This is a genomic window from Bacillus sp. FSL K6-0268 (genome assembly GCF_038005425.1).
Lineage (GTDB): Bacteria > Bacillota > Bacilli > Bacillales > Bacillaceae_G > Bacillus_A > Bacillus_A thuringiensis_S.
Genome location: NZ_JBBOTF010000001.1, coordinates 829,089 through 854,929 on the forward strand (window position 1 = coordinate 829,089; position 25,841 = coordinate 854,929).

Genomic DNA, 25,841 nt, shown 5'->3' on the forward strand with positions numbered 1-25,841 from the left:
TATTTGAATAAACATAAAAACTGCCCTCACTTTTATTATGGTTTCAATATATAGACAAGATACAAGTTTCATTTGTTCCATTGTTTATCTTTTTTCAGGCAGTATAATACTACTAAAAAAACAAGTAAAGCATACAATGATAAAAATCCACTCATAAAAATCTGTTTTTTTGAATTTAACGTAAAACTCCACTTGTCCATTTCAATTTGCTATCCCCTTCTATTTACCATTAGCAATGCCAACTTTTCTAGAATCACAGCAAAAAAGCATTCTCGATTAGAAAGAATGCTTTTTTGAAATTTAATTGTTCTATATTTTCCCCAATTTATATCTTTGAGTTAAGCAAACATGTAATAAATTTAGTGAAAAAATTCACCTTATAATTAAGTATTATTTCTGAAATACATGTTTTACTTTTTCACCTGGAACGTTACTTCCTCCTCTTCCTTTTACATCTTCAATCATCATTGTAACAATCATGTCTGGTGCATTTGCATCGAAAGCTGCGAACCATCCCAGTTCTTTTCCGTCTGCTTCTTTCGACTCTTTCAGTTCTGCTGTACCAGTTTTACCAGCAAGCGTTACACCATCAACCTTTGCAATTCTCCCTGCGCCATCAGGGTCATTAATGACTTTGATTAATGCACTCTTTAATATCTCTTGATTCTTTTTAGAAACCACATTTTCTTTCCAATTCCCTGCTACTTTTGCTTCTTTTAAAAGATGTGGCGACGGAATATTCCCTTCATTCACAATCGGTGCATATGTTAATGCTAAATGAAGTGGCGTCATTAATACTTGTCCTTGTCCATAGCCCGTGTCTGCTAGTTGAATATCGTTTTTTATCCCATCTTTTGCAATGATTGAAATAGGAAATTCGTATTCGATTGGTAATTTTTCATGAAATCCGTACTTTTTAAATTCCTTTACATACTGATCTTTTCCCATTTTCAAAGCTTGTTGAGCAAAATAAATATTATCAGAGTACTTCATTGCCTTATCAAAATCAATTGGACTTGCATCCTTTACACGCGTTACATAGTAATTTCCCCAAGACGAATCTTTTGTCCACTTCAATCCTTGAATTTTAAATTCTTCCTTCGGATTTATTGTGTTTGTTTCCAAACCAATTGCACCTGTGATCGTTTTAAATACGGAACCTGGTACAAATGCTTGTGTAAAGCGATTCGTCATTGGTAGTTTCGAGTCGTTATTCCATGCTTCTCGTTGGGCTTTCGATGCTCCTCTAACTATTATATTTGGATTATAAGCAGGGCTACTTACAAGTGCGATTGTTTCACCTGTTTTAGGATTGACCGCTGCACTAGATCCTGCTTCAGTTTTCATCTCATTAAAGATTTTTTCTTGAATTGCAGCATCAATTGTTAACGTAACATTTTCTCCTTCTTTTGCTTCTTTTTTTGCTACGTTTTTAATCTCTCTCCCATTCTCATCTTCTATAAATACGCGTCCACCCTTTTCACCACGCAATTTATTTTCTAACACTTTCTCTAAACCGGTCTTACCTACTAAATCATCTGCTTGATAACCTTGTTTTTGAAGTGATTTTAACTCCTCCGCATTCACCTTTCCTATATATCCAGTTAAGTGTGCCGCTGCTTCACCTAATGGATACGTACGAATATTTACTGGGCGAGATGAAACTCCTTCTAATTCAATATAATCATTCTGTCTAGTTCCCTCTTTTAAAACGCCAATTGGTACAAAGGAGTCTGGTTTTATCCATTTCGCTGTGAGCTTTTGTTCGACCTCTTCTATAGACATATCAAGTAATTGCGCTACTATTCCTTTCGTTTGCGCTGCTGCTTCGCCTAGTTTCTCTGGAATAATTCCAACCTCAGTTGCTTTACCATTCGTTGCAAGCCCTTTTCCATTTCGATCATATATTTCTCCTCGTTTTCCTTGCTCTATTTGCATACGTACTTTGTAATCTTTTTTCATTCCTGGGAAAATGAAGTCCGGTGTCCAATCTATTTTCCAAGATTCTTTATCTTTCACAAGTTTTGCTTCGTGGATGAATGAAACTGATCCTACATCCGTATCCATTTTAACTTCAAAAAGAAAAAGCTCTTTATCTTTCGTATTCTCTCCTTTCATTTTAACTTTTAAATTTTTAGCTCCAATCCCCTCATAGATTTTTTGATATTTTTCTGTGAATTCTTTTTTAGAAATCGATTTTTTGGCATGATCTGATAAATAATCATACATATTTGCAAATTTTCTATCATTCCATAAGTTGATATATTCTTCAAATGCTTGTTTTGGCGGTTCGTTTTTATTACATCCTACCAACATAACTGCGAAACAAACGAAAAGCAGCATCCATAATTTTTTCAATTCAATCTTCTCCCTTAGTTAAAAATGATGATTCCTTTCTTAATTTATTTAATAAAAAATGTTTAACGCTTAATAGACAGTGTAAGTAAAGACATTGTTCCATATTTACAAAAAACTAAAAAAGAGTGATAAGAATTCCGTAAATTTGGAATCCTCATCACTCTCGTTTGATATTGTGCAAATCATGAATATGAAATAATAATTTCTAATTTTAAAAAATAATTTTAATTTTCCAACTAACGAGATAAAAATCATGTATTTGTTCTATTTTTAATAATTCATAAATTCGTTGAAATGTTCGCATCAAATTCATCTGATGTTTTGGTATCTATTTTTCTCCCATCAATTGTCATCTTTATTTTTTGTTTTTGGTTTGCTGTTACCACCCAAGCGTTCGGTAAATAACGATCTTCATGGGATAATGTAGACGGTGAATTTATAACCTTTCCTCCTAAATATAGCGTAGCAGAAGAACCTCCATCCATTGCCATTGCATTTATAGCGCCTTTTTCATATAGAATATCTTGACACTCTTTCAACGTAGCCCCTATACTATGCGTCTGTCTACCGTCAATAACTAGAAACATAATTGTACCATCTTCTTTTTGGGCCATAATACTTCTTGGAGCCGACCCCCAACCGCCGTCTCCTTCTGTAATCATTTTTTCTCCATTTACAATTAACTGTGGCATAAATCCAGCTGCGGAAACGACTTGTTTATCCAACAGTTGTTGGGTAGAATAATTTCCTGTTATCATTTGACCAAACTTTGTTAATCCCGTAATAATTGTAGGGGCATTTCTATCCATATTTGTATCAATAGCTTTCCCATTTTCTATCACAATTCCAGTAGCAACATTTCCTCCACCCCTTCCTGTTTCGTCAGCAAATCCACTTGCATTCACAGCAACAAGTGCATGATTACGTTTTGCCATTACGCTAATTTTTTCTCCCCTGTTAGCGCCCTGTGTTCCTTGATGGCTAACAAGTTTAACATTGAAGGGATTGCTAATAGTAACTAATTTTCCTTCAAAAAGAAAGCGACTATCTTTGTTACTTTTAATCGTTTCTACATCAATTTCTAATGGCTGATTTTTAAATTCTTCTAATCTTTTTCCTGCTATTTTTTTATAAATATGCTCATCACTATTTGACCATTTTGGATGATTAATTCTATCTTGCAATTTATCTAGTTCCTTTTGGGATAGGAATGTATACTTCGCATATTGTGGATGCTGAGAAGTTAGTATACTCCCAGCCATTGTTATGCGAAGCTCCCGGCCATAGCTAGTACCAAATAATATTCCTATGCCAATAAGCATGAAAATAGACAATAGAAGCAAAATTCGTTTGAAGATTTTTCTTAGATGTTTCATAGTTTTATCCTCCGGTATTAATTACATTCAATGAATCTTTTAAAATATTTTTTAATAAAGACAAAGGTGTTTGATTTCCTCATGCCTGAATTCCCCGCTATATTTTAGCAATTAGGGCAAAATACTTATTCCGAATTTCATTTTTTCAGTGTATATTTATAAATTTAATAACATTTTTGCAACCATGAAATAAATTACTAATCCTGTTCCGTCAACAAATGTTGTAATAAATGGACCTGAAACAACTGCAGGATCTAGTTTTAATTTTCTTAGAATCAAAGGTAAAACAGCTGCTACAAGAGAGGCCCAAATAACAATAAATAATAAAGTAATTGCTACAACTTGTGCAACTTCTGTTCCAACTCCTAACATATAAGCACGAGTGAGCCCAGCTATCCCAAGTGCAAGTCCAAGAAGCATACCTATTGCAAATTCCTTTTTCATTACACGGAAAATGTCTTTAAATTTCACCTCTCCAATACCAATTGCACGAGTAATTGTTGCTACAACCTGTGTTCCTGTATTCCCTCCAGTACCTACTAATAATGGAACAAAGAAAGCAAGGGCAACTACAGTTTCAATTTCGTCTTCAAAATACTTTAATACTGTACCTGTATATGCCTCAGCAACAAAAAGAAGTAATAACCATGGTAGACGTTTGAAGAAAATACTCCAAACGCTAGCTTCAAAGTAAGATTGATTCAACGGTTCACTTCCGCCTAACTTTTGAATATCTTCTGTAGCTTCTGCTTCCATAACATTCATTACGTCATCAAATGTTATAATACCAATCATTTTATTATTTACTGTTATCACAGGTATGGCTGCTAAATTATAATTTAGTAGCTTTTTTACAACTTCTTGCTGGTCAACTTCAGCATGTACTGAAATTACCTCTGGCATCATGATAGTAGATAATATCTCTTCATCTGCTGCTAGTAATAACTCATGTATGGAAACGATTCCCTCAAGATAACCATTACTATCAAGAATATAACTATAAGATATTGATTCTACATTTTTAGAATGCTCCCTAATGTACTTCAATGTCATTTTTACTGACCAATTCCCTCTAACTGCAACAAAATCACTTGTGACAAGACTTCCTGCCGTCTCAGGTTTGAAAGTCATCAATTTTTTTACGTTATGTTTTGTAATTTTATCTAGATACGCCATTAATTTAGCTTGTTTTTCCGGATGAACCGCTAGAAGTAAATCTACTAATTCATCAATCGGCTGTAAATTTAATAATTTTTTAGCTTTATTTTCAGATAAGTGAATTAGGATATTATATTTTTCTTCTGCAGTCATATATTGAAGAATTTTAGAGCTTTTTAATACAGGAATCGTATTTAGTAATATGACTTGATCTTCAATTGAAAACTGTTTTACTTCTTGCGCAACATCATACGAAGGAAAACGTAAAACCTTCTCTGCATCCAAATTATTTTGGGTCACAAGTAATTCATTTAATAATTTCTTCATGTTAACTCCTCCTCATATTGCTAAGGGAGACTCTAGAGTTTCATGAGTGGTTTTGTTTTATTTTATCTGTCTTAGATTTTTTATTAGAGCAATAATAGTTACATTGCAATCAATTCATTATTTAGAATTACCTCCTTTTTGAATATAGACAAGATAAAAATAAATAACATTAAACAGAAAAACCTTTACTCTAAAAGGAGTAAAGGTTTTATCACAATACAAATAAATGATTATTAAGACAGCTCTGCCGAAATCACAGAGGTGCCTTTCTACCAAATCGTATACCACTCCCTCGTTGAGTTTTAGCACTGTATAGCATAGGTTTTTATAACCAGCTACATTAAGAAGGGCCTTAATCCGACCGTTCCTGTTGACCCATTGGCGTCTCTCGACATTTTTGGGCAGCAGCGTTTCTCTATACAGGAGCCTCACCTAACAAAGTTTATTGAATTACTTCAAAATTTAAACCAGAATTTAATATTTGTCAACTGACTTTCAATTCCATTCATAAAAAAATCTTTTATAGAAAATGAAATTATATTTTATTATAAATTTAAAATTCCCCTTAAAAAACATAGAATTCAAATAGATTTAATTCGAAGAAACGTAATAAAACATATGAAACTTATTGTTTTTAATCAAATTCCAACTTTATAACAAAAGATGAATAATTAGTCATTCTGTATATCAAAAGAACATTCACAAAAAAATCTTCTTTTATGATTAAAATCTTCTTTACTGTTTATCAAATTTATATGGTTAAACTACTTAATCAAACGATACACTACAAGTCAAAAATATGTACTTATACAGAATGATTACAGACATTTTTTCATATCATTTCTCAAAGAACTATAAAGCAATAAAACAAATAAAATTAGCAATATGGTTGCTTGACAAGCAAAAAAAATATATTTATGCTTGCTACACGAAACAAACACATAAAATTTATATTGCTTAACCTGTTAGGTGAGGCTCCTATGCAAACACAGGCTATTGCCCAAAAATGTCGAAAGACGCCAATGGGTAGAACAGGAATTGTCGGATTAAGGCTCTTCTTAAGATAGCTAAGTAATGAATTTTCATTACTTTACGTTGTATAGTGCCAAAGCTCTACTAGAGGGAAAAAAGCCTTATTTACTCATGCCATTTTGAATCCCTCTAGTTACATACTAGGGGGATTTTTGCGTAAAAAACAGGGAATAAGCGATAGAATCTTCCTAAACAAAAGTCATATTTAGTAATTGACGAGAACAAGATTCTATTCATTAGCAAATGTAATATTATGTTTTGTTTTAAATCAGGAGGATATTAAAATGAAAAAAATATTAAAACTCGATTATCTATTGCTCCTTCCTCTATTCATAACATGTACTTTAGGTATTATCATGATGTATAGTGCAAGCTCCATTGTCGCTGTCCAACATTACGGTTATAACAGTAGACATTTTGTTGATTCTCAATTAACAAAGCTACTTTTAGGAACAATAGGATTAATAATTTGTGCTTTACTCCCATATGAAATATGGAAAAAACGAATAGTCTCAATCTGTATTATGGTTGGGGGGATTTTTTTATTAATTATGGTTTTATGGAAAGGAAAAGTGGTAAATAATGCTCAATCATGGATCTTTGGAATACAGCCAGCTGAATTTCTTAAATTAGGAACAATCCTTGTAACAGCCCGTTTTTTTGCATTGCGACAAGAACAAGCTAAAAATAACTGGAGTGGTATCGGAAAACTTTTATTTTTTTTAGCTACAATTTTTTTTCTTATCTTTAAACAACCAAATTTAGGATCTGCACTTTTAATATTAGGTATAGGTTTTAGCATATTTCTTTGTTCAGGAATAAATATAAATCTACTAATCAAAAGAACTACCATCGGTTCTATTTTATGGTTACCTATTTTATATTATTTGATTCAATATAGTTTATCAGAAGTTCAAAAGACACGTATTACTACGATTTTCAATCCCTTTCTTGATGCGCAAGGAAATGGATACCAGCTTGTAAACTCTTTTATTGCCATGGGCTCTGGAGGAATCACTGGTCGTGGATTTGGAAATAGCATACAAAAAACAGGTTATCTTCCAGAACCACACACTGATTTTATAATGGCAATAGTTTCTGAAGAACTAGGATTTATTGGTGTATTTATTCTATTGGTTGGAGTTTTGACTATAGTACTTCGCTCCTTAAAAATTGCACAATTATGTGTAGATCCATTCGGCAGTTTTATAGCAATTGGTATAGGATGTATGATTGGTATGCAATCAGTTGTAAATTTAGGTGGTATTACGGGACTATTTCCTCTTACAGGTACTCCATTTCCATTTGTAAGTTTTGGTGGAAGTTCTTTAATGGTGAATTTAATAGCAATAGGAATATTGCTTAATATCTCAATTTTCAATAAAATAAAACTTTCTCCTTTTTAAAATCTATTGTACTTTAGTCATTTTTGTTACATTTAGAGAGATTATGCAGGCTTTCATAATGATTTGATTAAACTGTAGATTTATTAATTTTAAACGAACATTTAAAATATTTTATAGCATAGAATAGACAGTATACAGTAGACACCACTAATATCTACTAGGTGAATAAAAAAGAAGGAGAAAATAAATGACTCTAAATATAAATAGAGTATTCCCACGTAATTGGTATGCTGTGAGTTATGTAAAAGATATAAAAAAGATCCCAGTAAAAAAAGAGTTACTGGCAAAGATTTTGTATTATATCGGGATGAAAAAGGCGAAGTTCAGGCTCTATCACCTTACTGCCCTCATCGTGGCGCTGACTTATCACTGGGACAAGTAGTAAATGGTAAACTAGTCTGTCCCTACCATGGTTGGGAATTCGATAGTTGTGGTACTTGTGTAAGAATTCCATCCCAACCCAATAAACCTATCCCGAAATTTGCTCATACCTTCTCATACCCTGTAAGAGAAAAAATTGGGTTGATTTGGATATACCCTGATAGTGAGGAAACTCCACCTGAATGGCAAACTTTTCATGTAATGGAGAACACTCCTTTTAAACTCTCTTTCTTCCACGCCACTTGGAATGCACACCTTACTCGATCAATCGAATCTGTGCTGGATACTGCTCATCTTGCTTATATACATAAAAAAACGATTGGTAGAAAAACAAAAGCCGAATCAACCAATTATAAGCTGGAGGGAACACTGGATCAGTTTATATTCTCAAATGGTGATGCTTACCTTGAATACAAATTCCCACATCAGTGGATGCTTCACAGTGGCAAACAGGAGAATGAGTCATTTATTCCGTATATTACGTTTAAACCAATTGATGAAGAAGAGACATTAATTATGGGATATACCGGAAGGACATTTTTAAAGTACTTCCCTTTACTAGACCAAATTTTAGCTAAATTTAGTTTAAGAGTACTAAAAGAGGATCAAATTATTGTAGAAAGTCAACATCCTAGACCTATACCAGAAGCTTTAAAAATGGAGGCCCACGTTCATGCAGATATGGCTCAAATTCAGTTTAGAAAACGTTGGTTTCAGTTTTTACAAAATGGGTCTTGTTTTTCACTTGATTAAAGGCACGTAACGCAGTATTAAATATAGGTGTAGTGATGTTGATAGACGTGGATGCTACCCCATCGCCATCAAGCTAAAATTTTATAGTACCCCCTGAACCCAATTTTGTACTAACTCGTAACAAAAAATCCCTTCAAAAAAAGAAAGGCGCCTATGCACCTTTCTTTTGTAATTCATTCTCACTCTCTTAGCATTCAGAATCCCTTATGAATCACTTTAATGCATCATTGTACGAACCTAATGACTCTTTAGAAAAGTAATAATTTGTCTCCTTACTTTTCAGTAACATATTTCCTCTTATTATTAAAAATAAGTCGTTTCTACTTAATATTTTTACTATAACTCTAACTAGTGCTAACCAAAGGATCATAATAAGCCAAATATAATTTATTAATCACGTTTAAAGTACATAAGTCTGCACTGATTGAAAATGCAGAACCAGCATTAATATCGTTTAGCGTATTTCTAATCCGCTAACGACTTAAATCACCTTATTTCACTCTCTTCGGTAAAGTTGAGCCTGAATGTTCAATTACTGGATGAACATAAACATTAATGTCAGCATTACTAAAATAATTTTCACCTTGATCCCAATTCTTACTTATTTTCTTCCATTCTTTATAATTATTCCGCTTATATACTTCTCCTAATGCTAATACATCCACCTTATATTTTTTTGAACAAGCTTTATTGATTTTTGAATCCTTTGCTCCATCTCTTTTGAAATATCCTTCGTTAAGCGTTTTTCATCCATAACTTGTTTATAATCGCTAAAATGCAACTCCGCCAAAGTACCCTCGAGAAACAAATAGACGGATGTTTCTTCTCATTTCATGATCACGAATATGTACATCTAGCGTATTCTGTAAAACATTAGGATTCGAGAGTGATTTTTCAGAAAAAATAATCACTTGTATATGCGGAAAAAATAATTCACGACTAATTTTTTTAGCAATAATTCGTATTTGTTCAAATACACTATCTGCTTTTGCACTCACATTAATATAATTATTCCCTGCCCCTTTTCCACCTTGCTGCGCTAACTTACTGGGAAGTACCATCTGATACGTCCCTTTCATAATTGGATTTGATTTCTTTTCCTTAACAATATCGTAAGACGCGCCTACTACAAATCCTCTTTCTTCTATCTCCATTAACTCAGAGCAACCACTGTATTTTTCTGTTTAACTGTTGGGATTCAGCTCATAATGAAACATATTTTTACATAAAAGACTTTCGTATATAAATTTTTCAAATGATTTATTAGCGAATTGTTGACCAATATCACTTTTTTGAGTGAGTAATTTTTTAGATTGATGATGTAATGAATTTTGTTCGTTTCTTTTATGTAAAATATTCTAGTTTTGCATTAGGAAAGAACTGTTTCATATAGGAATAGAGATAATTTTTTATATCCTCTTCTTCTTCTTTTTGATAAATGTATTTTCCGATTCCATATTTCCCCCATTTATACCTTCTTTTCTCTTCATCTAATTCTAATTTTGTCATCGGGTAGTTTTTTTCAATCACTCTCTTAGCTGGCTTTGTAAAACGATGTTGAATAAATTCAAATGTAATATCATCCCGTGCATCAAGAGGTAATTCAGCATTTAGGCGTTCAAACATATGATAGTATCCTTCCTTCCAGCCTTCATGTAGGTAAATAGGAGCTACAATGAAACCAAGAGGATATCCAGCTCTAGCTACTTTTCCTGCTGCCTCAATTCGCTTAGCTAAGGGAGAAGTTCCTGGTTCAAAGTTTTTAATCACATAATCAGCGTTTACACTAAAGCGAAATCTTGTTTTTCCATTATGTTTAGCATCAAGTAAATGATCTACATGGTGGAATTTCGTAACAAATCTCAATTTCCCATATTCAGATTCTCCAAAATGCTCAATGGCCCGTTTAAGGGTATGCGTTAAATAATCGATTCCTACAATATCTGAAGTACACGACGCTTCAAATCTTGTTACTTCAGGTGCACGCTCTTTCATGTATTTATCAGCAGCATCTAAAATTTCTTCAACATTTACATACGTTCGTATATAAGGCTTACTTCCCATCGTTGTTTGTAAATAACAATAATGACAATGTCCCATACATCCCGTTGCAAAAGGAATTGCATACTCTGCTGAAGGCTTGGAAGTATCGAATTTCAGTGTTTTTCTAACACCAACAACCAGCGTGGATTTTGCTACTCGATACTTTTGAAAATCGTTATCCCCTGGCAAATCTCTTACTTGATTATGAGAAGTAGTATGTCGAATTTCAACATCCATCTTTGAAAACTTCTCAAACAGCTCTTTCCCCAAAGGATAATCTAGTGCTTTCGGTTCAAAATATACGAGCTTAGGCATAAATGGCTTATTCATTCTAACATCCCCTCTGAAATATCACCATAATAGTAAGTGTAAGCTTGGTTTGCCTCATCTTCGGTAGCATATATAGCCATCTCATTTGTTAGTGGATAATACGTTTCGTAAAGAAATAGTGCTAATTCATTAGGTCTTTCAGGATTATTTACAACTGCTGCAGCTTGTATGTTAGCTACGTCTTGAGTATGAGGATTTCGGTAAAAAATATAAACAATGTCACCAGCATGATACGTATTACTTTCAGAAGAAAATTCCATTCCATCACCATCTCATTTCATAAAATTCAATGCTCACAGTTTTACTTTCTAATTTCCTTGTAGTGTAACTATTTAATTACATTGATAATGATTACGTCATACAAACATATTTGAAAAATGAATAATAAATGTACTCCCAAAAAGGCAAGCATATATCAATGCTTGCCTTTCGTTCTAACGACGATGTTCAACAAGATCGATTACACCTAAAACGACGTGTGCTAAACCAAAACCAAATACTGTATTTGCAATCATTTTATTAGTTCCACGAGTTTGTTTAAGAGCATAACCTGCTGCTGTCACTGCTGTACCTAAAGCTGTTGGAATTAATCCTTCACGAATGTCCACAGTGATGCCTCCTTGTTTCGCAGTTAGTAAATTTGTTTTAATAACTCTAGGTAAAGTATTAAAACAAGTATTAGTATTTTTCTTTTTAATAAAATTATGTGAAATTTTTATGAATAATATTTTAAATTCATAACAGCTATAAAGATTGAAAAAATTATTAATTAACAAATAAGAAAATATCTTCAAAACGTATTTTCATATGAAAATTTTATACCTCTGACAAAAAAACTTTGCGGAAATTCTCTCCATAAAAAGTGCTCCTAAATTTATATAGGAGCACTTTTTTATGAAACACTATTCTTTATTTGCTTATGAACCACTTTATTATAATAACCATGCTTTACAACCTGCCTAAAATCATCTATCTCGATATCCATTCTTTCCGCAATATCTACAACAATTGTATTTTGTAAAACATTCACCACAAATCCCATTAATTGCAAATTAGGATTTTTACGATATGAAAATTGAACGTAATCCCCAAGTGTTACTTCTTTATTATGCTTCATTTGGCGCCCCCTAAATTATCGATAATTATACAATAGTTTTCCCCTTTTTCACTTCTACATACTGGGTCACCAGTTTATCATTTTAGCCAATTCATCTCCCACCTACTTATTTCGCGTTCCTTGAGGAAGGGGTCTTCTTGGTTAAAATGATAAAAGTTATGCATATAATAAAAAAAGACAAACTCTCCAATGTGAGGAGTTTGTCCAAAACCATGATTTCTTTAGTTTAACAATATAGAATTCAGTTCCGATAAGAATCTTTCTTTTTTCCATATCCCACGATTTTTGCATCGATACTAACAATAGTGGATTAGAATAATGACTTAATACTTGCTAGGACAGTAAGAATACCTATAATAATGACAAATACATTGCTCGATTTCCCTTTGTATTTAGCAAGTACTGATACTTTATGGATTGCATACATTGGTAGTATACATAAGATAGCAGCAACTAGCGGACCGCTAAGGGCATCAATGATTCCAAGAATACTTGGATTTGTATAAGCAACATACCAGCATGTTAATACGACAAAAGTAAGAATCATTGTCTTAACTGTTTTTTCTCCTATATCTTTCCCACGTTTTTTACTGGACTTGATAATCATGTCACGCATTACCTCATACGCTCCTATATAATGACCAAGGAAAGACTTTGTAATAGCCACAAATGCAATGATAGGAGCTGCAATAGTGATTACTGGCGAATTAAGCTCATTAGCAAGATATGATAGGATTGACAAGTTCTGTTCTTTTGCCACCTTAAGATCATTTGGAGTCAAACTTAAGGTACTGCTCCAAACAAAGAACATAACAACTACGAATGTCATAATATAACAAACTTTTTGTATTTGAGCACATTTAGCATCAGTAGCATCTATTCCATACGTAGCTCTCTGTTTCATAACAAATGACGAAATCATAGGCGAATGATTAAACGAGAATACTATGATTGGAAGTATCATCCATATCGTTCCTAAATATCCTGTTCCTGTTGAAGCAGTAGAAACACTTGAAAAACTAAGCATTGACGTATTCCACTGTGGAATCAAAGATATTGCGATAAAAAGGAGAGAAGCTATAAAAGGATACACTAGCATGCTCATGATCTTTACAGTTATATCTTGACCAAAATTTAGTATAGCGATAAGACCGAGTACTAAGACAAGCGATAAAATGGACCTTGGAGGCTCCGACATGTGCAATTGATGCACGATAAAGCTACTAGCGGTATTTGTAAGTGCGACCGAGTACATCAGCACGATCGTATAAATGGAGACAAAATACACAATATTAAAAATGATACTTGCCTTATTTCCAAAATACTCTCTTATTGTACCTGTAATCCCCTCATCGGCAGAGTTCGAAGCGTAAATCATTTTAGCAAGCGCCCTATGTGAATAATACATAACAGGATATGCAAGTATGGTAATTAACAGCAATGATAATAAACCACCTGAACCTGCATTAATCGGTAAAAAGAGTACTCCTGCTCCAATTGCTGTTCCAAAAAGGCTCAATGCCCAGGTAGTATCCTGTTTATGCCACTTTTTAGGGTCTAGATATTTCTCATTTTTTACTGCAGTGTTATCAGCTTGAAATTCTATGTTTTTTGCAGTATTCCCATCCATATAATAATTCCTCCTTGTGTCCTATTCTTAATTTTCTTTTTTTAGATATAGGAATATAGACCGTTCTTGAAAAATGAATAGCTTATATAGTGCGCCACAACGAATATCCCCCTTCTAGGTTAATAAAAATTAAAAAATTAGCGAAGCATCAACCTGAAGGGTTTATTACCACTTATAAAATATTTTAATTATATAGTAGTATATTTTATTGATAACTCCCCCAATATACAGACATCCTTAGGCGAACAATAGAGTAAAGATTGTTAAAATTTTCACAATACACTCGATAACTTATTGATTTAATTGTTTCTCCCCAAAGATTTTATTTTTAATGGCAATTCCTGTAGGTGTAGCTGCAATACCACCTAAACCTGTCTCTCTTAATTCGCGAGGCATCTGTCTTCCAACTCTATACATGGCTTCAATCACTTCGTCAGCATTGATGAGATTGTTTACGCCGGCTAATGCGATGTCCGCTGCTGCTAAAGCATTTGCCGTTCCAATGGCGTTTCTCTTTACACAAGGAATTTCTACCAAACCAGCGACCGGATCACAAACTAAACCGAGTAAATTTTGTAATGCAATCGAAAAAGCTTCAGAAGATTGCTGTGGCGTTCCACCCGCAGCTGCAGCCGCCATCGCTGAGGCACTTCCTACTTCAGCTTGACATCCTCCGTACGCTCCTGAAATACAAGCGTTGTTTGCGACTATCGTTCCAAATAACGCTGAAGTGAATAGAAAATGAATCATATCTTCATGACTTAACTGCAACGTATCTTTAATACTAAATAGGACTCCCGGAGTCGTCCCACTCGCACCTGCTGTTGGAGTTGCACAAATAGCTCCTAATGCAGCATTTACTTCATTAACACCGATAGCACTTTGAATCCCTAACACCATCAAATCTCCAGAAAGAGTTTTCCTATTTTCTCGATAGTTTTTAATTTTTACAGCATCCCCTCCGGTCAAACCTGTTGGAGAAAATACACCGTCGCCCTCGATACTTTTATTTATTGCATGTTGCATAGTCGCTAAATTTCGTTCCATTTTACTCCATACTTCTTCATAAGAAATTTTAGTTTGTTTGATTTCCTGTTCGATTGCTAATTCATAAATTTGCTTTTGGCTTTTATTAGCTGCATCCACAATTTCTTTTATGGCCATATACATATTTTTCACTCCTAAATGTGACTAAAGAATAATAAGATTAGCTATATTGCTTAAATCTCCTAATTCCTTCTGAGCATTACCTGGCAATATCGAATCCAAAGCGAATGCATATAAATATTTTGTTTTATCTTCCAAACTATGAAAGTTGTTAATTTCCACATCATATTGTTTAAAGATCCTGCGTAAAACAAATTCAAAGTCAGCTCTTTCTGAAATCGCAATAACAACTGGCAATGGCCCCTGCAGATTTAAGCTAAATCCATCAATTTCAACATGTTTGACTTCAATCAACCCACCACCGACCGAAATCCCCATTACTCTAATACTTCGACTTTCATCCTCTGCATATACATCTGCCGTATTTGGATGACCAGCAGGACTATTACCCAATTTTTCAATAAAGGTAATGTCAATTCCCTTAGACTCTGCTATTTTAATAGCATCTGGCACTTTGCTGTCATCAGCAGCAAAGCCTAATATACCAGCAATAATTGCAAAATCAGTTCCGTGACCTTTATGGGTTTCAGCAAATGATTCATAATACTTTACCACAACTTTTTTGGGAAGACCTTGAAATAATTTATTAGCAACTGTTCCAATAGCCAAAGCACCTGCAGTATGTGAACTTGAAGGGCCTATCATTATGGGCCCAATCACATCAAAACAACTTTTGTATTTAACAATCTTTTTTTCTTTAATAGATGCTACATTTATGTTCATATAAGCACCCCCATAATTTATTATTTTTAGCTGTAGTTGAATCTAAGTTGTTAGAATGATCGATTCAAAACAAGTTTCATTTGATAACGCTTTCTTTATTGAGTTGAATAAACTTTCCTTCTAATCCGCTATCCACCGTATAGTAATCATATCAGTATGTCCAATTTTAAAAAATTACTGGCAAGTTCTTTAGAATTTTTAATCCAAAACAAGGTTTGATATTTTCTCTAGAGGTAATAAATTGTGTCTCGACGCCCTCATTATAACTTGTATATTTATAAGTTTAATCTTTTTTTATTTTTAGAAAGATTGAATAGACAGAATTTTGAATAGGTAATAAATCACACTTAGTATGTAGCAATTGTGTCCTTTGTTTGAAGCTGTATTAGTTAGTAAAAAAGCAAAAATAACACAGAGTTCCTTTCATAAACACATTGATTATATTGAAAAATCATTATAAAGATACTTATATTGTCTTTTGTTTGAACATCTTATTTTGGACGGGAAATCTGTTGCAATAAATAATTCATTCAGATGAAAAGGAATACATTAATGAAATTTAAAACCACTTCCGTATACTAATTACACAATTTGTATAAATATTAATTATCAGAAAAAACAAACTTCCCATTCGGATCTTAACATAAAGGATACATTCCAAATAACAATGGAGATTCTGCTTTATCAATTTCTTTATACGTTATATTTCCCTCTTTACCTGCAACAGCAACTTGTACTTTTTCATTTGTTTTCACCTCTTCTGCACCTATTGCACCACCCGCCAATAATCCTGTACTTAACAGACTCTCGTGAACAAAAGTTAGAGAGTTATGGAACAAAATATAATGTGTATGTACATACATTTCTTTTAAAAGAAGTTTTGTAGTATGCAACTGAATTAAAAAAATATAGATTTTTATGACTCTTTTTAGGGGATATAGCAAAGTGGGATCTTTTATATGCACATTGCTATACCGAACTAGATTTCAGCATAGTATTTTTTTGCAACTCATTGATTTTTACCAAACACGTATAAAAACCAAAAATATGAAAATAAATGACTGGCTAAAATTTTACTTTCAATAAAATAAAAAAGAACCTGCAAATTTGCAGATTCTCCTGATAATGATTTATATGAGTAAGACTCGGAAATATAATACAATGATTCAAAAATAAGTTCAAGTAAATTCAAAGAACCCGCTGGAGTTCGAGTTCTTTCAGAAGTGATGATGTTTTCTAGGCTTAGCAAAGTGAGAAAATACAAGAATATAATACATTGAGATTTAGAGAATTTCAATACTTAAATTAGAGGTTATTTTAATATGATGTAACATCAGCATTTTGAAGGAATAGCAATGAATACCTTATACATTCCCAGTCTACATAACGCTTTATTATCAGTAGAAAGAAAAAGGAAAATCCCTACTTTCACAATAAATCCGTCTTGCTACTCTATTCATTTTTTGATACATTCCTATCCACCGTTTTAGGCTTCTCTTTTGTACTGTGTTAGCCGAAAAATTGTATAAATCATAATTCGTTTTTCTTCCACCTGTTTCACCCTTTCTACACCCTAGTTTTACAAAATAAGAAGTCATCAAAACTTATATTTATTACTTTCTGTTATCTCCTTTCTCTTGTTCTATGCATAGTCTATCTGAATTTTTATTAGCTACTAAAAAAAGAATTTACAGGACGATTAAAAAAAGCCAAGTGCATTGCACTCGGCTTTATGGTCGATTAAACAATTTTACTTCAGACGTATTAAACTGATGTAGATAGTCTTTAGTAGAAGTATAGCCTGAATTCATGAGTGTTTTCTTTTCTTCTTCTGTGATATCGAAATTAAACGACGGCGTAAAGAATGTATTGATAAATACAGTACGGGCAGCATCTTCTTTGGTTGTTTTTCCGCTCTCATGACCTTTGATCATCGTTTGAGACAAATTCCATGCAAAATGAATAAGAGAATGGCCAATATGATGTTCTGTTGAAGTTGCGATATGTTTTAACATGGCAATCTCGGCCTGAGATTCTAAACGGAAACCCAGTGTTTCTTTGTTGTAGACAATTTCATCTGCAGGATCAAAGAAAGATGCATTGTATTTCGTGTGTAAGCTTCTTAGTGTAGAATGATCCTCCGTATTGCTTACCAGTTTATTAACCTCGTCAATCGTATCTGTGGTCGTGAAGTGTTCTTCTTTATTCACAAAACTTTTCCGATCAAATAAACGAATTGGGTAGTTATCCAGTACACCTCCGTCTACATAATAATCTTTATCCCATTCCACAGATTTAAAAAAGAATGGGATGGACATCGAAATCCGCACAGCAACTACTAACGGGACATCAGGTGTCGTTTCGCGAGAAAACGTACGAAGCTGGTGTGTAGAAATGTTCGTTCCTTGGAAAAACACGTCTTTTCCTGTTTTGTCATATAACTGCTGAAAGGTTGTGTCCTTACTCCCTGTCCACTTTTCAACGATCTTTCCTACCCACTCAGTGAAGAAATCCCCTTTATAGATACCAAAACCATCAAAAAATAAACGAATATTATCTTGTACAATCGAAAAATCATCATCTTTAAACGCTTTAAAATTCATGTCTTTGTGGATTTTTACAAGATCTGCGAATGGAATGGAAAGACCTAAAAGTAATGCAGTAATCGCTCCTGCTGAAGTCCCCCCAAATCGTTGTATTTCTGGTAAAATCCCTTCTTCATTTAGTGCACGGATGGCACCTATATAAGCGCTTCCCTTTACTCCGCCACCTTCAAATACTAAGTTACGAAATGGATATGCCATTATATACCTCCAATAGAGAAATTTTCGATCTGTTATAGTATCGGAAGTATATTGAAATATATTCCAAATGGTATTAAGAAAGCTTCATGCCCTCCGATACGTATGGCGGAATTATCTTTATTCAATGGATGAATTGTTTGAAAGAGAAGGTATCTGCTTGGAATGGTAATTTAGTATGATAGGAAACAGGAAACGGAGCGTATCTATGGATGCACTAACTAATAACCCTTTTTGAATCGTATATAACGTAACTTCTTTTCCGATGTATCCTCAAAGTAAAATCACGAGCAAAAAACCAAGAAACAATCTACATTTCATAAATCCCTCACCATCTATAACATACAATCCAGTGAAATAATTTGTTTCAGATACGTAGAAATATGATTTAACCAGCAATCAATAATCAGGTCTTCTTACCCTAAATATACCTGAATCTATTTGTTTCCATACCGGAAGAGTTAAATCATTTTGTTCCCATTCATGCAATTAAACAGATATGTATAATTGCATATCCATTAAATCGCTTTTAGTGCTATATTTTAATAGCGATGAATGCTATTATTTCATAAGTTGTCAACAAGCGTTATGTATGTATGAGAAAAAGGAAGGAGCCAAATAGGTCCCTTCCTTTTTCTACTAATTAAATAAATTACTCTCTGGTAAAAATTTAATTAGTGATGCTCCTTTACAAGCGTCTGATTATGCATTAAAAATGCTAGCTTTGCTTGCTGTCGGAAAAATTAAAGATGATAGCATTAAGTTATTAAGAGACAAAAATTCATCAACACGAAGACAGATTCGTCTTGGCTAGATAAATTTGGTGATAAATACAGGAAGTAACTCTTACGATTCAATGATTCCTTTTCCTGCCTTCTACCCTTGCCACTTCTGTTTCATGACTTGCAAATATAGATCTTCAAACTCGTTAAAATGGACGCGAAAAGCACCTAATGTATCGATATAAGCAGTAATCACATCTTCTTTATTAAAATGGATCCCTTCCTGTGCAATATCATAGCTATCATCAAGGCTGTATAAATCAAAATATTCCTCTTCCCAATATACGCCTCTGTTTACTAGTAAACGAGTGGAGCAAGTAAGCGCTTGTTTCACATTACATTTCTGAGCTACTAACTTTTCATTTAAGACAGAAAGAAGGATATTTACCGAGTATTTTTCATCAACTATGCGGCTATATGACAGTAAAGCCGATTCTATATATATCAGCTTTGCTTTAGACATTAAAGATATCTCCATAATTTCATATGGCGGGTGCTCATTTGCTTCAATCAACCTATCGCACCATGAAATTACCTCCTCTCTATCCCAAAGCCCGCAGCCTAGTCCTAATGCATACAAGTGGGCTAACGTTTGATAAGATTTCAATATGTTTCACCTTCTATTTAACTGTATAGTGTTATTGCATTCATTTTGGAAATAATCACGTTTAGTAATAAATACAATAAACTCCCCAAACGGACAGCTTATTTGCATTAAAAACGCTACACATGAACTTTTGCTTTTTTTCGACGAATAAGCCACCAAACTAAAGATAGCAGTACTAGAGGGAACGGAATTACCTGAATAAAGAAAAATACTTTCCAAAAATCGTGCATCGTACTACCAGGGGAATCTGTTGCCATCCCGCCAATAAAAAAAGACAATGGAATGACAAGTATATTTATACCTAAACTAATCATTAGAAATGATAGATTCTCCTTCCAGATTATTAGTAATGCAGCCACGATAAATAAAACCAATGCAGTACCCAGTATAAGAAACAGTGCTCCAAAAAAAAAATACAAAGTATAAAATACCATTGATTAAAGGTTCCACAATAGCCCTCCTAAGGATTCATTCTATAGAAACACTCATGTTATTTAGAAAGTCAGGATGCTAAACCTCTTAGTTCTCTTTCAATTTCTTCATTGCTATAGTCTTCTTGTCTTCTACCATTTTATCAGCTAAGAATACTTTATCTACATGCTTATATTCTGGACTGCGTTAGGACATATGTTTCTATTGTACAACCCGCTAACACTTAGACCTGCTAATACGATACCTTTAAAGGCTCTGTTCATATTCATTTGCCCCTTTTATCTTTTCGTATTTTTTTCTCCATCCATAGACAGTCCATTATGAACGTTTTCATTATAAGTATTGTCTGCTGTTACTGTTTTACTTTCCTAACTATCTGTTTCGGCCCTGATTCTTACCGTTTCAGTATTACACTTCAATTCGCATTATCATTACATAAAAAGGACATACCTATTTATATATACCCCTTTATTATTTTATAAATATTATACAAAAATTAACAATTAATCATTTACTCAACAATAGATAATATGGATAAAGAAAAAATACTAGAGAGTATCACAGTGTAGTAGTCTCCTAGTATCTGTTCATAGTATTTTAACGGCTATGCAAATGAGGAGGGATAAAAAAAGACCTCTTACGGAAAGATAAGAGGTCATCAAGAAGATAAAAATGTTGTATTTGAAACACGCGAGTTTCTAATTCACATCATAACACAATATATCCGCATATTCAATATATACATTAATTAAAGGAATGTATGTTCAAAAAACACATGGAATATTAATTTGGAACAGTATGTTTTCTTCTTTTATCCTACTTTTTCTACACTGCCGTAATTGTAACAATGGATGGTCTCCTCTATATACTGATGAGCAATTGTAGCAAGTTTTTCTAAATTCTCTTCCGTTACCTCATGAATAAACAGAACAAAATTACTGTCGGATTCGGAGTCTGTTGAAATGGAACCATCGATCCGTTATGAAATGTTGAGCTTGCATCTCCTAGATTCCATGTAAATATTCGCTAATTCCAATCCCCTTTCGTGTCTATTTTATGTTTAATATAGTCTCGTACCGTACAAACGGGAAATGTTGTTAATTTGAAAAGAGAGAGGAATAAAATTTCTTTATCGCCTCTGTTCTTTCTTCTGTATGATAGAAAAAACGGAGAAAGGTAGAATTTTATCTATTCTCATAATTTGTTAGAAAATTCTAATTTGATTAAATTAAAAGAAAATGATATATTGATTTTATAATAACAATCCAATTAATGGATGACAACCTAATACCTGTAAGTAGACTATGAAAATGTCAGATAAACGGGAGGAATTTAATATGAAAAAATTATGTTCATTTGCTTTAATTGGTGCCTTAACCTTTTCGGGTTTTATCGTTTTAGACAGTACGCTACCTGATAAAGCGCGCGCTGAAGTAAATACGATTAAGCAAGCTTCAGCTGTTGTGGATGATTGGCCATGGCAAACGTATTTCTTATTGCATCACAATGCGGACTATATACAAGAATTAGCCCCTGGTAGGTTAAAACAAGGTGGTACGTTTGATACGACGGTATATATAGGCGGAAAAGATGTGGGTGTTGTAAAGATTTATAGATTGAATGGAGAAGGTGAATTGCAGCGCTACAAAACCATTTCTGCAGGTGAGGCTGGGCACCACTACTATTCTAGGTTCACAACACCTATTACAACAGTTTACACACCAGGTACATATGTAGCAGTACTGAAGATAGACACTTCATATTATTATGGTGGCTCCTTCCAAATTACAAAGTAAAACATATAGGTATATTTGTCTGAAACGCACTGGGTTACGGTGCGTTTTTGTTATCTAACGAATAAATGATCACGCGGGAATTCAAAGCATATTATCGAAACGGAGCTGAATGTGATGAAAATTGTAACAGTTAGTGCGGATGCAACAGTCCATGTTGGTATTTTAAAAGGGATGACAGGAAGTGTTACTAGTTATGATGCGGATACTGAGATGGCCGAAATCTAATTGGATCCATTTACAACGGTTATAATTAGGTCTGTATTTCTAACACAATAAGGTTTGTATAGGATTCTTTAGAAAATTAATATTTGATTTTTATAGTGACTCAATACATTCTATGATTAAAACTGAGTTACATATTTTAAAATCATCACCAGGAGAATCTGCAAATTTACGGGTTCTTATTTAAAACATAATGCCAGAAAAGCTGAGGTGAATAAAGTGCAAAGTTTAAAATCTTTAAAACGTGACGTATACATTTTTCTTCCATTGTCTATTTATTTTTCCTCCATTTTTATTTCATTCTATATTATAGAGAATACATTCAACTTGCTAAGTTTTTTACCAGCACTTGGAACCCTGTATGTCTGGGTAACTAGTGTGATAGACATTAAAAATAAAAATTACAAAATAAAATAAAAAAGCAACTGAACTAAATGCTTTGCTCTTAATGTTATAGAATATTGACGCCCATGACCATACAGCTACCAAAAACAATACATACCAAACCTAAAAATATTAAAAACCCTGGCAAATCAATATGCTCGAGTAGCGCGCATATTAATAATAAAAAGGGATAGACTAGAATTTCAATCCAGGTAACGCCCCCTGCTTTCTTTATTTCTCGGTATGATACTATGCTGACAAGTAAAATGCCTAATACAATTAGCCCTATCCCTAACATCATCCATCCATTCACCCTTTTTAGAATTTTAAAATTTAGCTCTTCACTTTCATATACTGCTCTTTTACACGCACCAGTAAGTCCCTCAGTTTCTTCTCTACAGGATGTTCTTGATTTTCTGGTACTTCTCTCCCGTATGATGAGAAGCTTTGTGAGCATGCACTAGGTGTGACTTCCAATTTCGCGTATGAGAAAGTATGCTCATTTTCTTCACCGATGTTTTCAGTAGTGCTTCCATTTGAACCAACGCGTATGCAGCTTTCGTCAAGTTTGGTGCGCTTTCCTTCCTTGTTAACCGTGTAATAGGTATCGTTGACTTCCCCATATTTCATATTAGGTGTTGATGTTACTGCGGTCCCGTCTGCAGAAAAAGTAACAACACGAAACCCATCTTCTTCTGGCAACAACTCAGCTCCTGGAACATTGTATAGAACCAAAAGGTCTCCTTCGTATGCTTCTGGAATGAGATAAATGGTATCTGTAGTGTCTTTTCCGAATCGGATACAACCGCTTAAAAGAATCATACTAAAGATCCCACAATACATTATAACTTTTCTCATAGAGTCTCTCCCGTTATGTGTAAGAATGGTATAGTATGTATTATATTCCCTTGGATAGAATAAGTTTCTAGTTTGAAGACGATTTTACTATTGTTATATAAAATATTTATGTCAGTGGATGATTAGCACGAAGAGAAATGGAGTGAATTGATGAGCAGACGTTTTGCATTAACATATGAAAATAAGATTTTGAGAAAGATAATGATTACCGTAAGCATTATCACACTCGTTTTCATTACAACAGGGTGTGATTCAGTCCAAAATGATGCAAAGGATGTAACGGAGATTCCGCTAAACAGCAAACTAGGTTCCCTTATTTCAGAAAGTATCATTGCCTGGAATCAAGACAAATTAAATCATACAAAAAAACAATTTGAGACGCATGTAATCTATGGAACTGAGATGAAGGATGAAAAAATGTATGTCTATCTCCATTCCCTCATGCAAGGATATAACCGCGAAACACAGACAGTTCCTCAAGCAGGACATTTACTTCCAGTCCGTGTGACAGTCACAAAAAATGGCGATGATTACATCATTGAAGATTACCGTGAACCAGGAGATGGTGCTGAAAATGAACCTACTTTGCGCAACATGTTCCCGAATAAGTATGCGGATCAAGCACTTGCTATATCAAATGAAACGATTCAATCATTAGAATCTCGTATGCAAGAATATGTTTCTAAGTGGTTGGAAGATACAAGTAATAAGAGACAAGATAGATAACAAATATAAGTATGAACAACCTCTCTTGATATATGAGATGCTCGTTTAGTAACTTGTAACATCCCATCAGTAGAAAAAGTAACTTCTTGTGTTGTGTTTTTTACTTCTCCAATTAATTTTTGCAAGTTATCCAGCATACTATTAAAAGACTTCACAATGCTCCCCTTTATTAAGGCCCCAAAATCCTAGTATAGATAATATGATACAAGAGACACTTGCTATAACTACCATTACGTTTAGTGTTGTGCCAATTTTACTGTTTTTTAAAAACGACAATTAAATTCATTCAATATTTATATAACAATTAAGTAATTTATTGTATAAAAATAAAAGATATTTAATTATTTATATACGATAAAAACCCTATACTTACATTTAAATAATAAAAAATAAATAAAGAGCGTGTTGGTATATATTTAGATCAACGCGCTCTTACATATATTTAAACCCTATATCAATTTCTTATTCCATTCATTTAACTCATAAATACTTTTATATCCGGCTATCATGCCAGAAGTTTATTGGAAAATGATTGTTCTCACCATAAGCTTCAAATTCATACCCTTTTTCTCTTAATCCTTTTATAATTGCTGGAACTGCCGCAACAGATTGTGGATGAATATCGTGCATTAAAACAATTTCCTTTGAAGACGTCGCACCTGCTAAGACATTTTGAACAATTTTTGCGGCCGCTACATCCACAGGTAGTTTATTATATTTCCAATCTAGAGAGTCAATTGTCCAATCCCATACTTTTAAATTATTTCTGACTACTTCATTTCGAAGTGATTCATTTAATCCAGGCATTGATCCATATGGTGGGCGTGTTAATTTCGGGGAGTTTCCAATAACATTTCTAATTAAAGATTGATCCTCTTTCATTTCCTTCACATATTCCTGATTGGTGTATAAATTTTTAAAATCATGTGTCATACTATGCATACCCACATAATGGTTCTCTACATGCTCTCGTTTCACTAAATCTGGGAACCTTTTCACATTATCGCCAATTAAAAAGAATGTTGCTTTCACATCATTTTTCTTTAATACATCTAATAGGTTAGCTGTATATTTTCCTGGTCCATCATCAAAAGTTAAATATGCAACTTTTCTTTCTTTACCATCAAAACGATTAGGTATTGGTTTTTTTAATTCATTTTTAGGTAGACTGCTCACTTGTTGAACACTGTTTCCCTCTTCCGCATTTACCAGCTTAGGATTTGTAATAGATTGAAACATGTAATACCCTATTGCTACTAATGTAATAGCTAACAATACACTTATAATTCTTTTTTTCTTAAGCTTAATTTTCATATTATAATCTTCTTTCTATCAAATCATTCCACTTTATGTCGTTTAGTTTTACTATCCTATTAGCTTATTAAGTTTTTTAACTTAAACAATCTCAATTTTGGACTAATCATTTTAATAA

20 protein-coding genes, 2 pseudogenes and 2 riboswitches are annotated in these 25,841 nt (G+C 33.4%); of the genes and pseudogenes, 4 read left to right on the top strand and 18 right to left on the bottom strand.

Annotated features, from left to right (window positions below; translation table 11 throughout):
* Window positions 1-390: 390 nt before the first annotated feature.
* The 3 genes from MHI28_RS04210 to mgtE form a co-directional block, all read right to left on the bottom strand.
* The gene (locus tag MHI28_RS04210; protein WP_000737764.1) at window positions 391-2,358 is read right to left on the bottom strand and encodes a penicillin-binding transpeptidase domain-containing protein; all 1,968 of its coding nucleotides are present in this window, start codon (window positions 2,356-2,358) and stop codon (window positions 391-393) included.
* Window positions 2,359-2,636: 278 nt separating this feature from the next.
* Entirely contained in the window at window positions 2,637-3,734 is a 1,098-nt protein-coding gene (locus tag MHI28_RS04215; RefSeq protein ID WP_000681834.1) for a phosphodiester glycosidase family protein, read from the bottom strand.
* Between the two features lie 156 nt (window positions 3,735-3,890).
* Entirely contained in the window at window positions 3,891-5,219 is a 1,329-nt protein-coding gene (gene mgtE / locus MHI28_RS04220; protein WP_340827639.1) for a magnesium transporter, read from the bottom strand.
* 281 nt (window positions 5,220-5,500) lie between these two features.
* Window positions 5,501-5,666, bottom strand: a riboswitch (M-box (ykoK) riboswitch).
* 507 nt (window positions 5,667-6,173) lie between these two features.
* A riboswitch (M-box (ykoK) riboswitch) is annotated at window positions 6,174-6,350 on the top strand.
* 185 nt (window positions 6,351-6,535) lie between these two features.
* On the opposite strand from mgtE, the gene MHI28_RS04225 reads away from it, so the two are divergent.
* On the top strand, window positions 6,536-7,657 hold the full coding sequence (locus tag MHI28_RS04225; protein WP_000722115.1) for an FtsW/RodA/SpoVE family cell cycle protein: 1,122 nt from the start codon (window positions 6,536-6,538) through the stop codon (window positions 7,655-7,657).
* A gap of 222 nt (window positions 7,658-7,879) precedes the next feature.
* Window positions 7,880-8,791, top strand: coding sequence for an aromatic ring-hydroxylating oxygenase subunit alpha (locus tag MHI28_RS04230; protein ID WP_002162798.1), 912 nt, complete (start codon window positions 7,880-7,882; stop codon window positions 8,789-8,791).
* A gap of 211 nt (window positions 8,792-9,002) precedes the next feature.
* On the opposite strand, the pseudogene MHI28_RS04235 reads toward MHI28_RS04230, so the two are convergent.
* The 12 genes and pseudogenes from MHI28_RS04235 to MHI28_RS04290 all read right to left on the bottom strand — a co-directional run.
* A pseudogene (locus MHI28_RS04235) lies at window positions 9,003-9,101 on the bottom strand (HXXEE domain-containing protein); the annotation flags it as partial.
* A gap of 181 nt (window positions 9,102-9,282) precedes the next feature.
* Window positions 9,283-9,963 (bottom strand): annotated as a pseudogene (locus MHI28_RS04240) (Ger(x)C family spore germination protein); the annotation flags it as partial.
* Window positions 9,964-10,135: 172 nt separating this feature from the next.
* Complete coding sequence (splB, locus tag MHI28_RS04245; protein WP_001039638.1) at window positions 10,136-11,164, bottom strand: spore photoproduct lyase; 1,029 nt, start codon at window positions 11,162-11,164, stop codon at window positions 10,136-10,138.
* Window positions 11,161-11,424: a transcriptional regulator SplA gene (locus tag MHI28_RS04250; RefSeq protein WP_000396091.1), complete on the bottom strand. Its 264-nt coding sequence runs from the start codon at window positions 11,422-11,424 to the stop codon at window positions 11,161-11,163. The genes splB and MHI28_RS04250 overlap by 4 nt, the downstream gene beginning before the upstream one ends.
* 174 nt (window positions 11,425-11,598) lie before the next feature.
* Complete coding sequence (locus MHI28_RS04255; RefSeq protein WP_000354585.1) at window positions 11,599-11,772, bottom strand: hypothetical protein; 174 nt, start codon at window positions 11,770-11,772, stop codon at window positions 11,599-11,601.
* Between the two features lie 284 nt (window positions 11,773-12,056).
* Window positions 12,057-12,281, bottom strand: coding sequence for a DUF2187 domain-containing protein (locus tag MHI28_RS04260; protein ID WP_000682216.1), 225 nt, complete (start codon window positions 12,279-12,281; stop codon window positions 12,057-12,059).
* A 310-nt stretch (window positions 12,282-12,591) separates the two neighbouring features.
* A complete protein-coding gene (locus tag MHI28_RS04265) occupies window positions 12,592-13,911 on the bottom strand; it encodes an aromatic amino acid transport family protein (protein ID WP_000348957.1) in 1,320 nt (439 codons plus the stop codon).
* A 291-nt stretch (window positions 13,912-14,202) separates the two neighbouring features.
* Window positions 14,203-15,081, bottom strand: a complete 879-nt coding sequence (gene sdaAA / locus MHI28_RS04270) for an L-serine ammonia-lyase, iron-sulfur-dependent, subunit alpha (protein WP_098684046.1) — start codon at window positions 15,079-15,081, stop codon at window positions 14,203-14,205.
* Between the two features lie 21 nt (window positions 15,082-15,102).
* Entirely contained in the window at window positions 15,103-15,801 is a 699-nt protein-coding gene (sdaAB, locus tag MHI28_RS04275; protein ID WP_001024890.1) for an L-serine ammonia-lyase, iron-sulfur-dependent subunit beta, read from the bottom strand.
* 1,730 nt (window positions 15,802-17,531) lie between these two features.
* Entirely contained in the window at window positions 17,532-18,605 is a 1,074-nt protein-coding gene (locus tag MHI28_RS04280) for a patatin-like phospholipase family protein (RefSeq protein ID WP_000331130.1), read from the bottom strand.
* Window positions 18,606-19,478: 873 nt separating this feature from the next.
* On the bottom strand, window positions 19,479-19,991 hold the full coding sequence (locus tag MHI28_RS04285) for a hypothetical protein (protein ID WP_000844532.1): 513 nt from the start codon (window positions 19,989-19,991) through the stop codon (window positions 19,479-19,481).
* Window positions 19,992-20,107: 116 nt separating this feature from the next.
* Window positions 20,108-20,425 carry a hypothetical protein gene (locus MHI28_RS04290; protein WP_225986881.1) on the bottom strand — a complete coding sequence of 106 codons (318 nt, stop codon included), beginning with the start codon at window positions 20,423-20,425 and terminating at the stop codon, window positions 20,108-20,110.
* A gap of 1,335 nt (window positions 20,426-21,760) precedes the next feature.
* Here MHI28_RS04290 and MHI28_RS04295 point away from each other — a divergent pair.
* Window positions 21,761-22,219 carry a DUF5065 family protein gene (locus MHI28_RS04295; RefSeq protein ID WP_000732058.1) on the top strand — a complete coding sequence of 153 codons (459 nt, stop codon included), beginning with the start codon at window positions 21,761-21,763 and terminating at the stop codon, window positions 22,217-22,219.
* 673 nt (window positions 22,220-22,892) lie between these two features.
* On the opposite strand, the gene MHI28_RS04300 is transcribed toward MHI28_RS04295, so the two are convergent.
* Complete coding sequence (locus MHI28_RS04300) at window positions 22,893-23,126, bottom strand: hypothetical protein (RefSeq protein ID WP_000979114.1); 234 nt, start codon at window positions 23,124-23,126, stop codon at window positions 22,893-22,895.
* Between the two features lie 32 nt (window positions 23,127-23,158).
* Window positions 23,159-23,683, bottom strand: coding sequence for a DUF6843 domain-containing protein (locus MHI28_RS04305; protein WP_001233342.1), 525 nt, complete (start codon window positions 23,681-23,683; stop codon window positions 23,159-23,161).
* Window positions 23,684-23,833: 150 nt separating this feature from the next.
* On the opposite strand from MHI28_RS04305, the gene MHI28_RS04310 reads away from it, so the two are divergent.
* On the top strand, window positions 23,834-24,409 hold the full coding sequence (locus MHI28_RS04310) for a hypothetical protein (protein ID WP_000091045.1): 576 nt from the start codon (window positions 23,834-23,836) through the stop codon (window positions 24,407-24,409).
* A 492-nt stretch (window positions 24,410-24,901) separates the two neighbouring features.
* Here the strand turns inward: MHI28_RS04310 and MHI28_RS04315 are convergent, their stop codons facing one another.
* A complete protein-coding gene (locus tag MHI28_RS04315; RefSeq protein ID WP_000694595.1) occupies window positions 24,902-25,723 on the bottom strand; it encodes a peptidoglycan-N-acetylglucosamine deacetylase in 822 nt (273 codons plus the stop codon).
* Between the last annotated feature and the right edge of the window lie 118 nt (window positions 25,724-25,841).

Bases quoted from the DNA above. Each gene is read 5' to 3' on its own strand.
- splB (WP_001039638.1), bottom strand. From the start codon at position 11,164: ATGAATAAGCCATTTATGCCTAAGCTCGTATATTTTGAACCGAAAGCA.
- MHI28_RS04295 (WP_000732058.1), top strand. From the start codon at position 21,761: ATGAAAAAATTATGTTCATTTGCTTTAATTGGTGCCTTAACCTTTTCG.
- MHI28_RS04300 (WP_000979114.1), bottom strand. From the start codon at position 23,126: ATGATGTTAGGGATAGGGCTAATTGTATTAGGCATTTTACTTGTCAGC.
- mgtE (WP_340827639.1), bottom strand. From the start codon at position 5,219: ATGAAGAAATTATTAAATGAATTACTTGTGACCCAAAATAATTTGGAT.
- MHI28_RS04250 (WP_000396091.1), bottom strand. From the start codon at position 11,424: ATGGAATTTTCTTCTGAAAGTAATACGTATCATGCTGGTGACATTGTT.
- MHI28_RS04265 (WP_000348957.1), bottom strand. From the start codon at position 13,911: ATGGATGGGAATACTGCAAAAAACATAGAATTTCAAGCTGATAACACT.
- MHI28_RS04225 (WP_000722115.1), top strand. From the start codon at position 6,536: ATGAAAAAAATATTAAAACTCGATTATCTATTGCTCCTTCCTCTATTC.
- MHI28_RS04305 (WP_001233342.1), bottom strand. From the start codon at position 23,683: ATGAGAAAAGTTATAATGTATTGTGGGATCTTTAGTATGATTCTTTTA.
- MHI28_RS04215 (WP_000681834.1), bottom strand. From the start codon at position 3,734: ATGAAACATCTAAGAAAAATCTTCAAACGAATTTTGCTTCTATTGTCT.
- MHI28_RS04290 (WP_225986881.1), bottom strand. From the start codon at position 20,425: ATGGTATTTTATACTTTGTATTTTTTTTTTGGAGCACTGTTTCTTATA.
- sdaAA (WP_098684046.1), bottom strand. From the start codon at position 15,081: ATGTATATGGCCATAAAAGAAATTGTGGATGCAGCTAATAAAAGCCAA.
- MHI28_RS04260 (WP_000682216.1), bottom strand. From the start codon at position 12,281: ATGAAGCATAATAAAGAAGTAACACTTGGGGATTACGTTCAATTTTCA.
- MHI28_RS04280 (WP_000331130.1), bottom strand. From the start codon at position 18,605: ATGGCATATCCATTTCGTAACTTAGTATTTGAAGGTGGCGGAGTAAAG.
- MHI28_RS04315 (WP_000694595.1), bottom strand. From the start codon at position 25,723: ATGAAAATTAAGCTTAAGAAAAAAAGAATTATAAGTGTATTGTTAGCT.
- sdaAB (WP_001024890.1), bottom strand. From the start codon at position 15,801: ATGAACATAAATGTAGCATCTATTAAAGAAAAAAAGATTGTTAAATAC.
- MHI28_RS04310 (WP_000091045.1), top strand. From the start codon at position 23,834: ATGAGCAGACGTTTTGCATTAACATATGAAAATAAGATTTTGAGAAAG.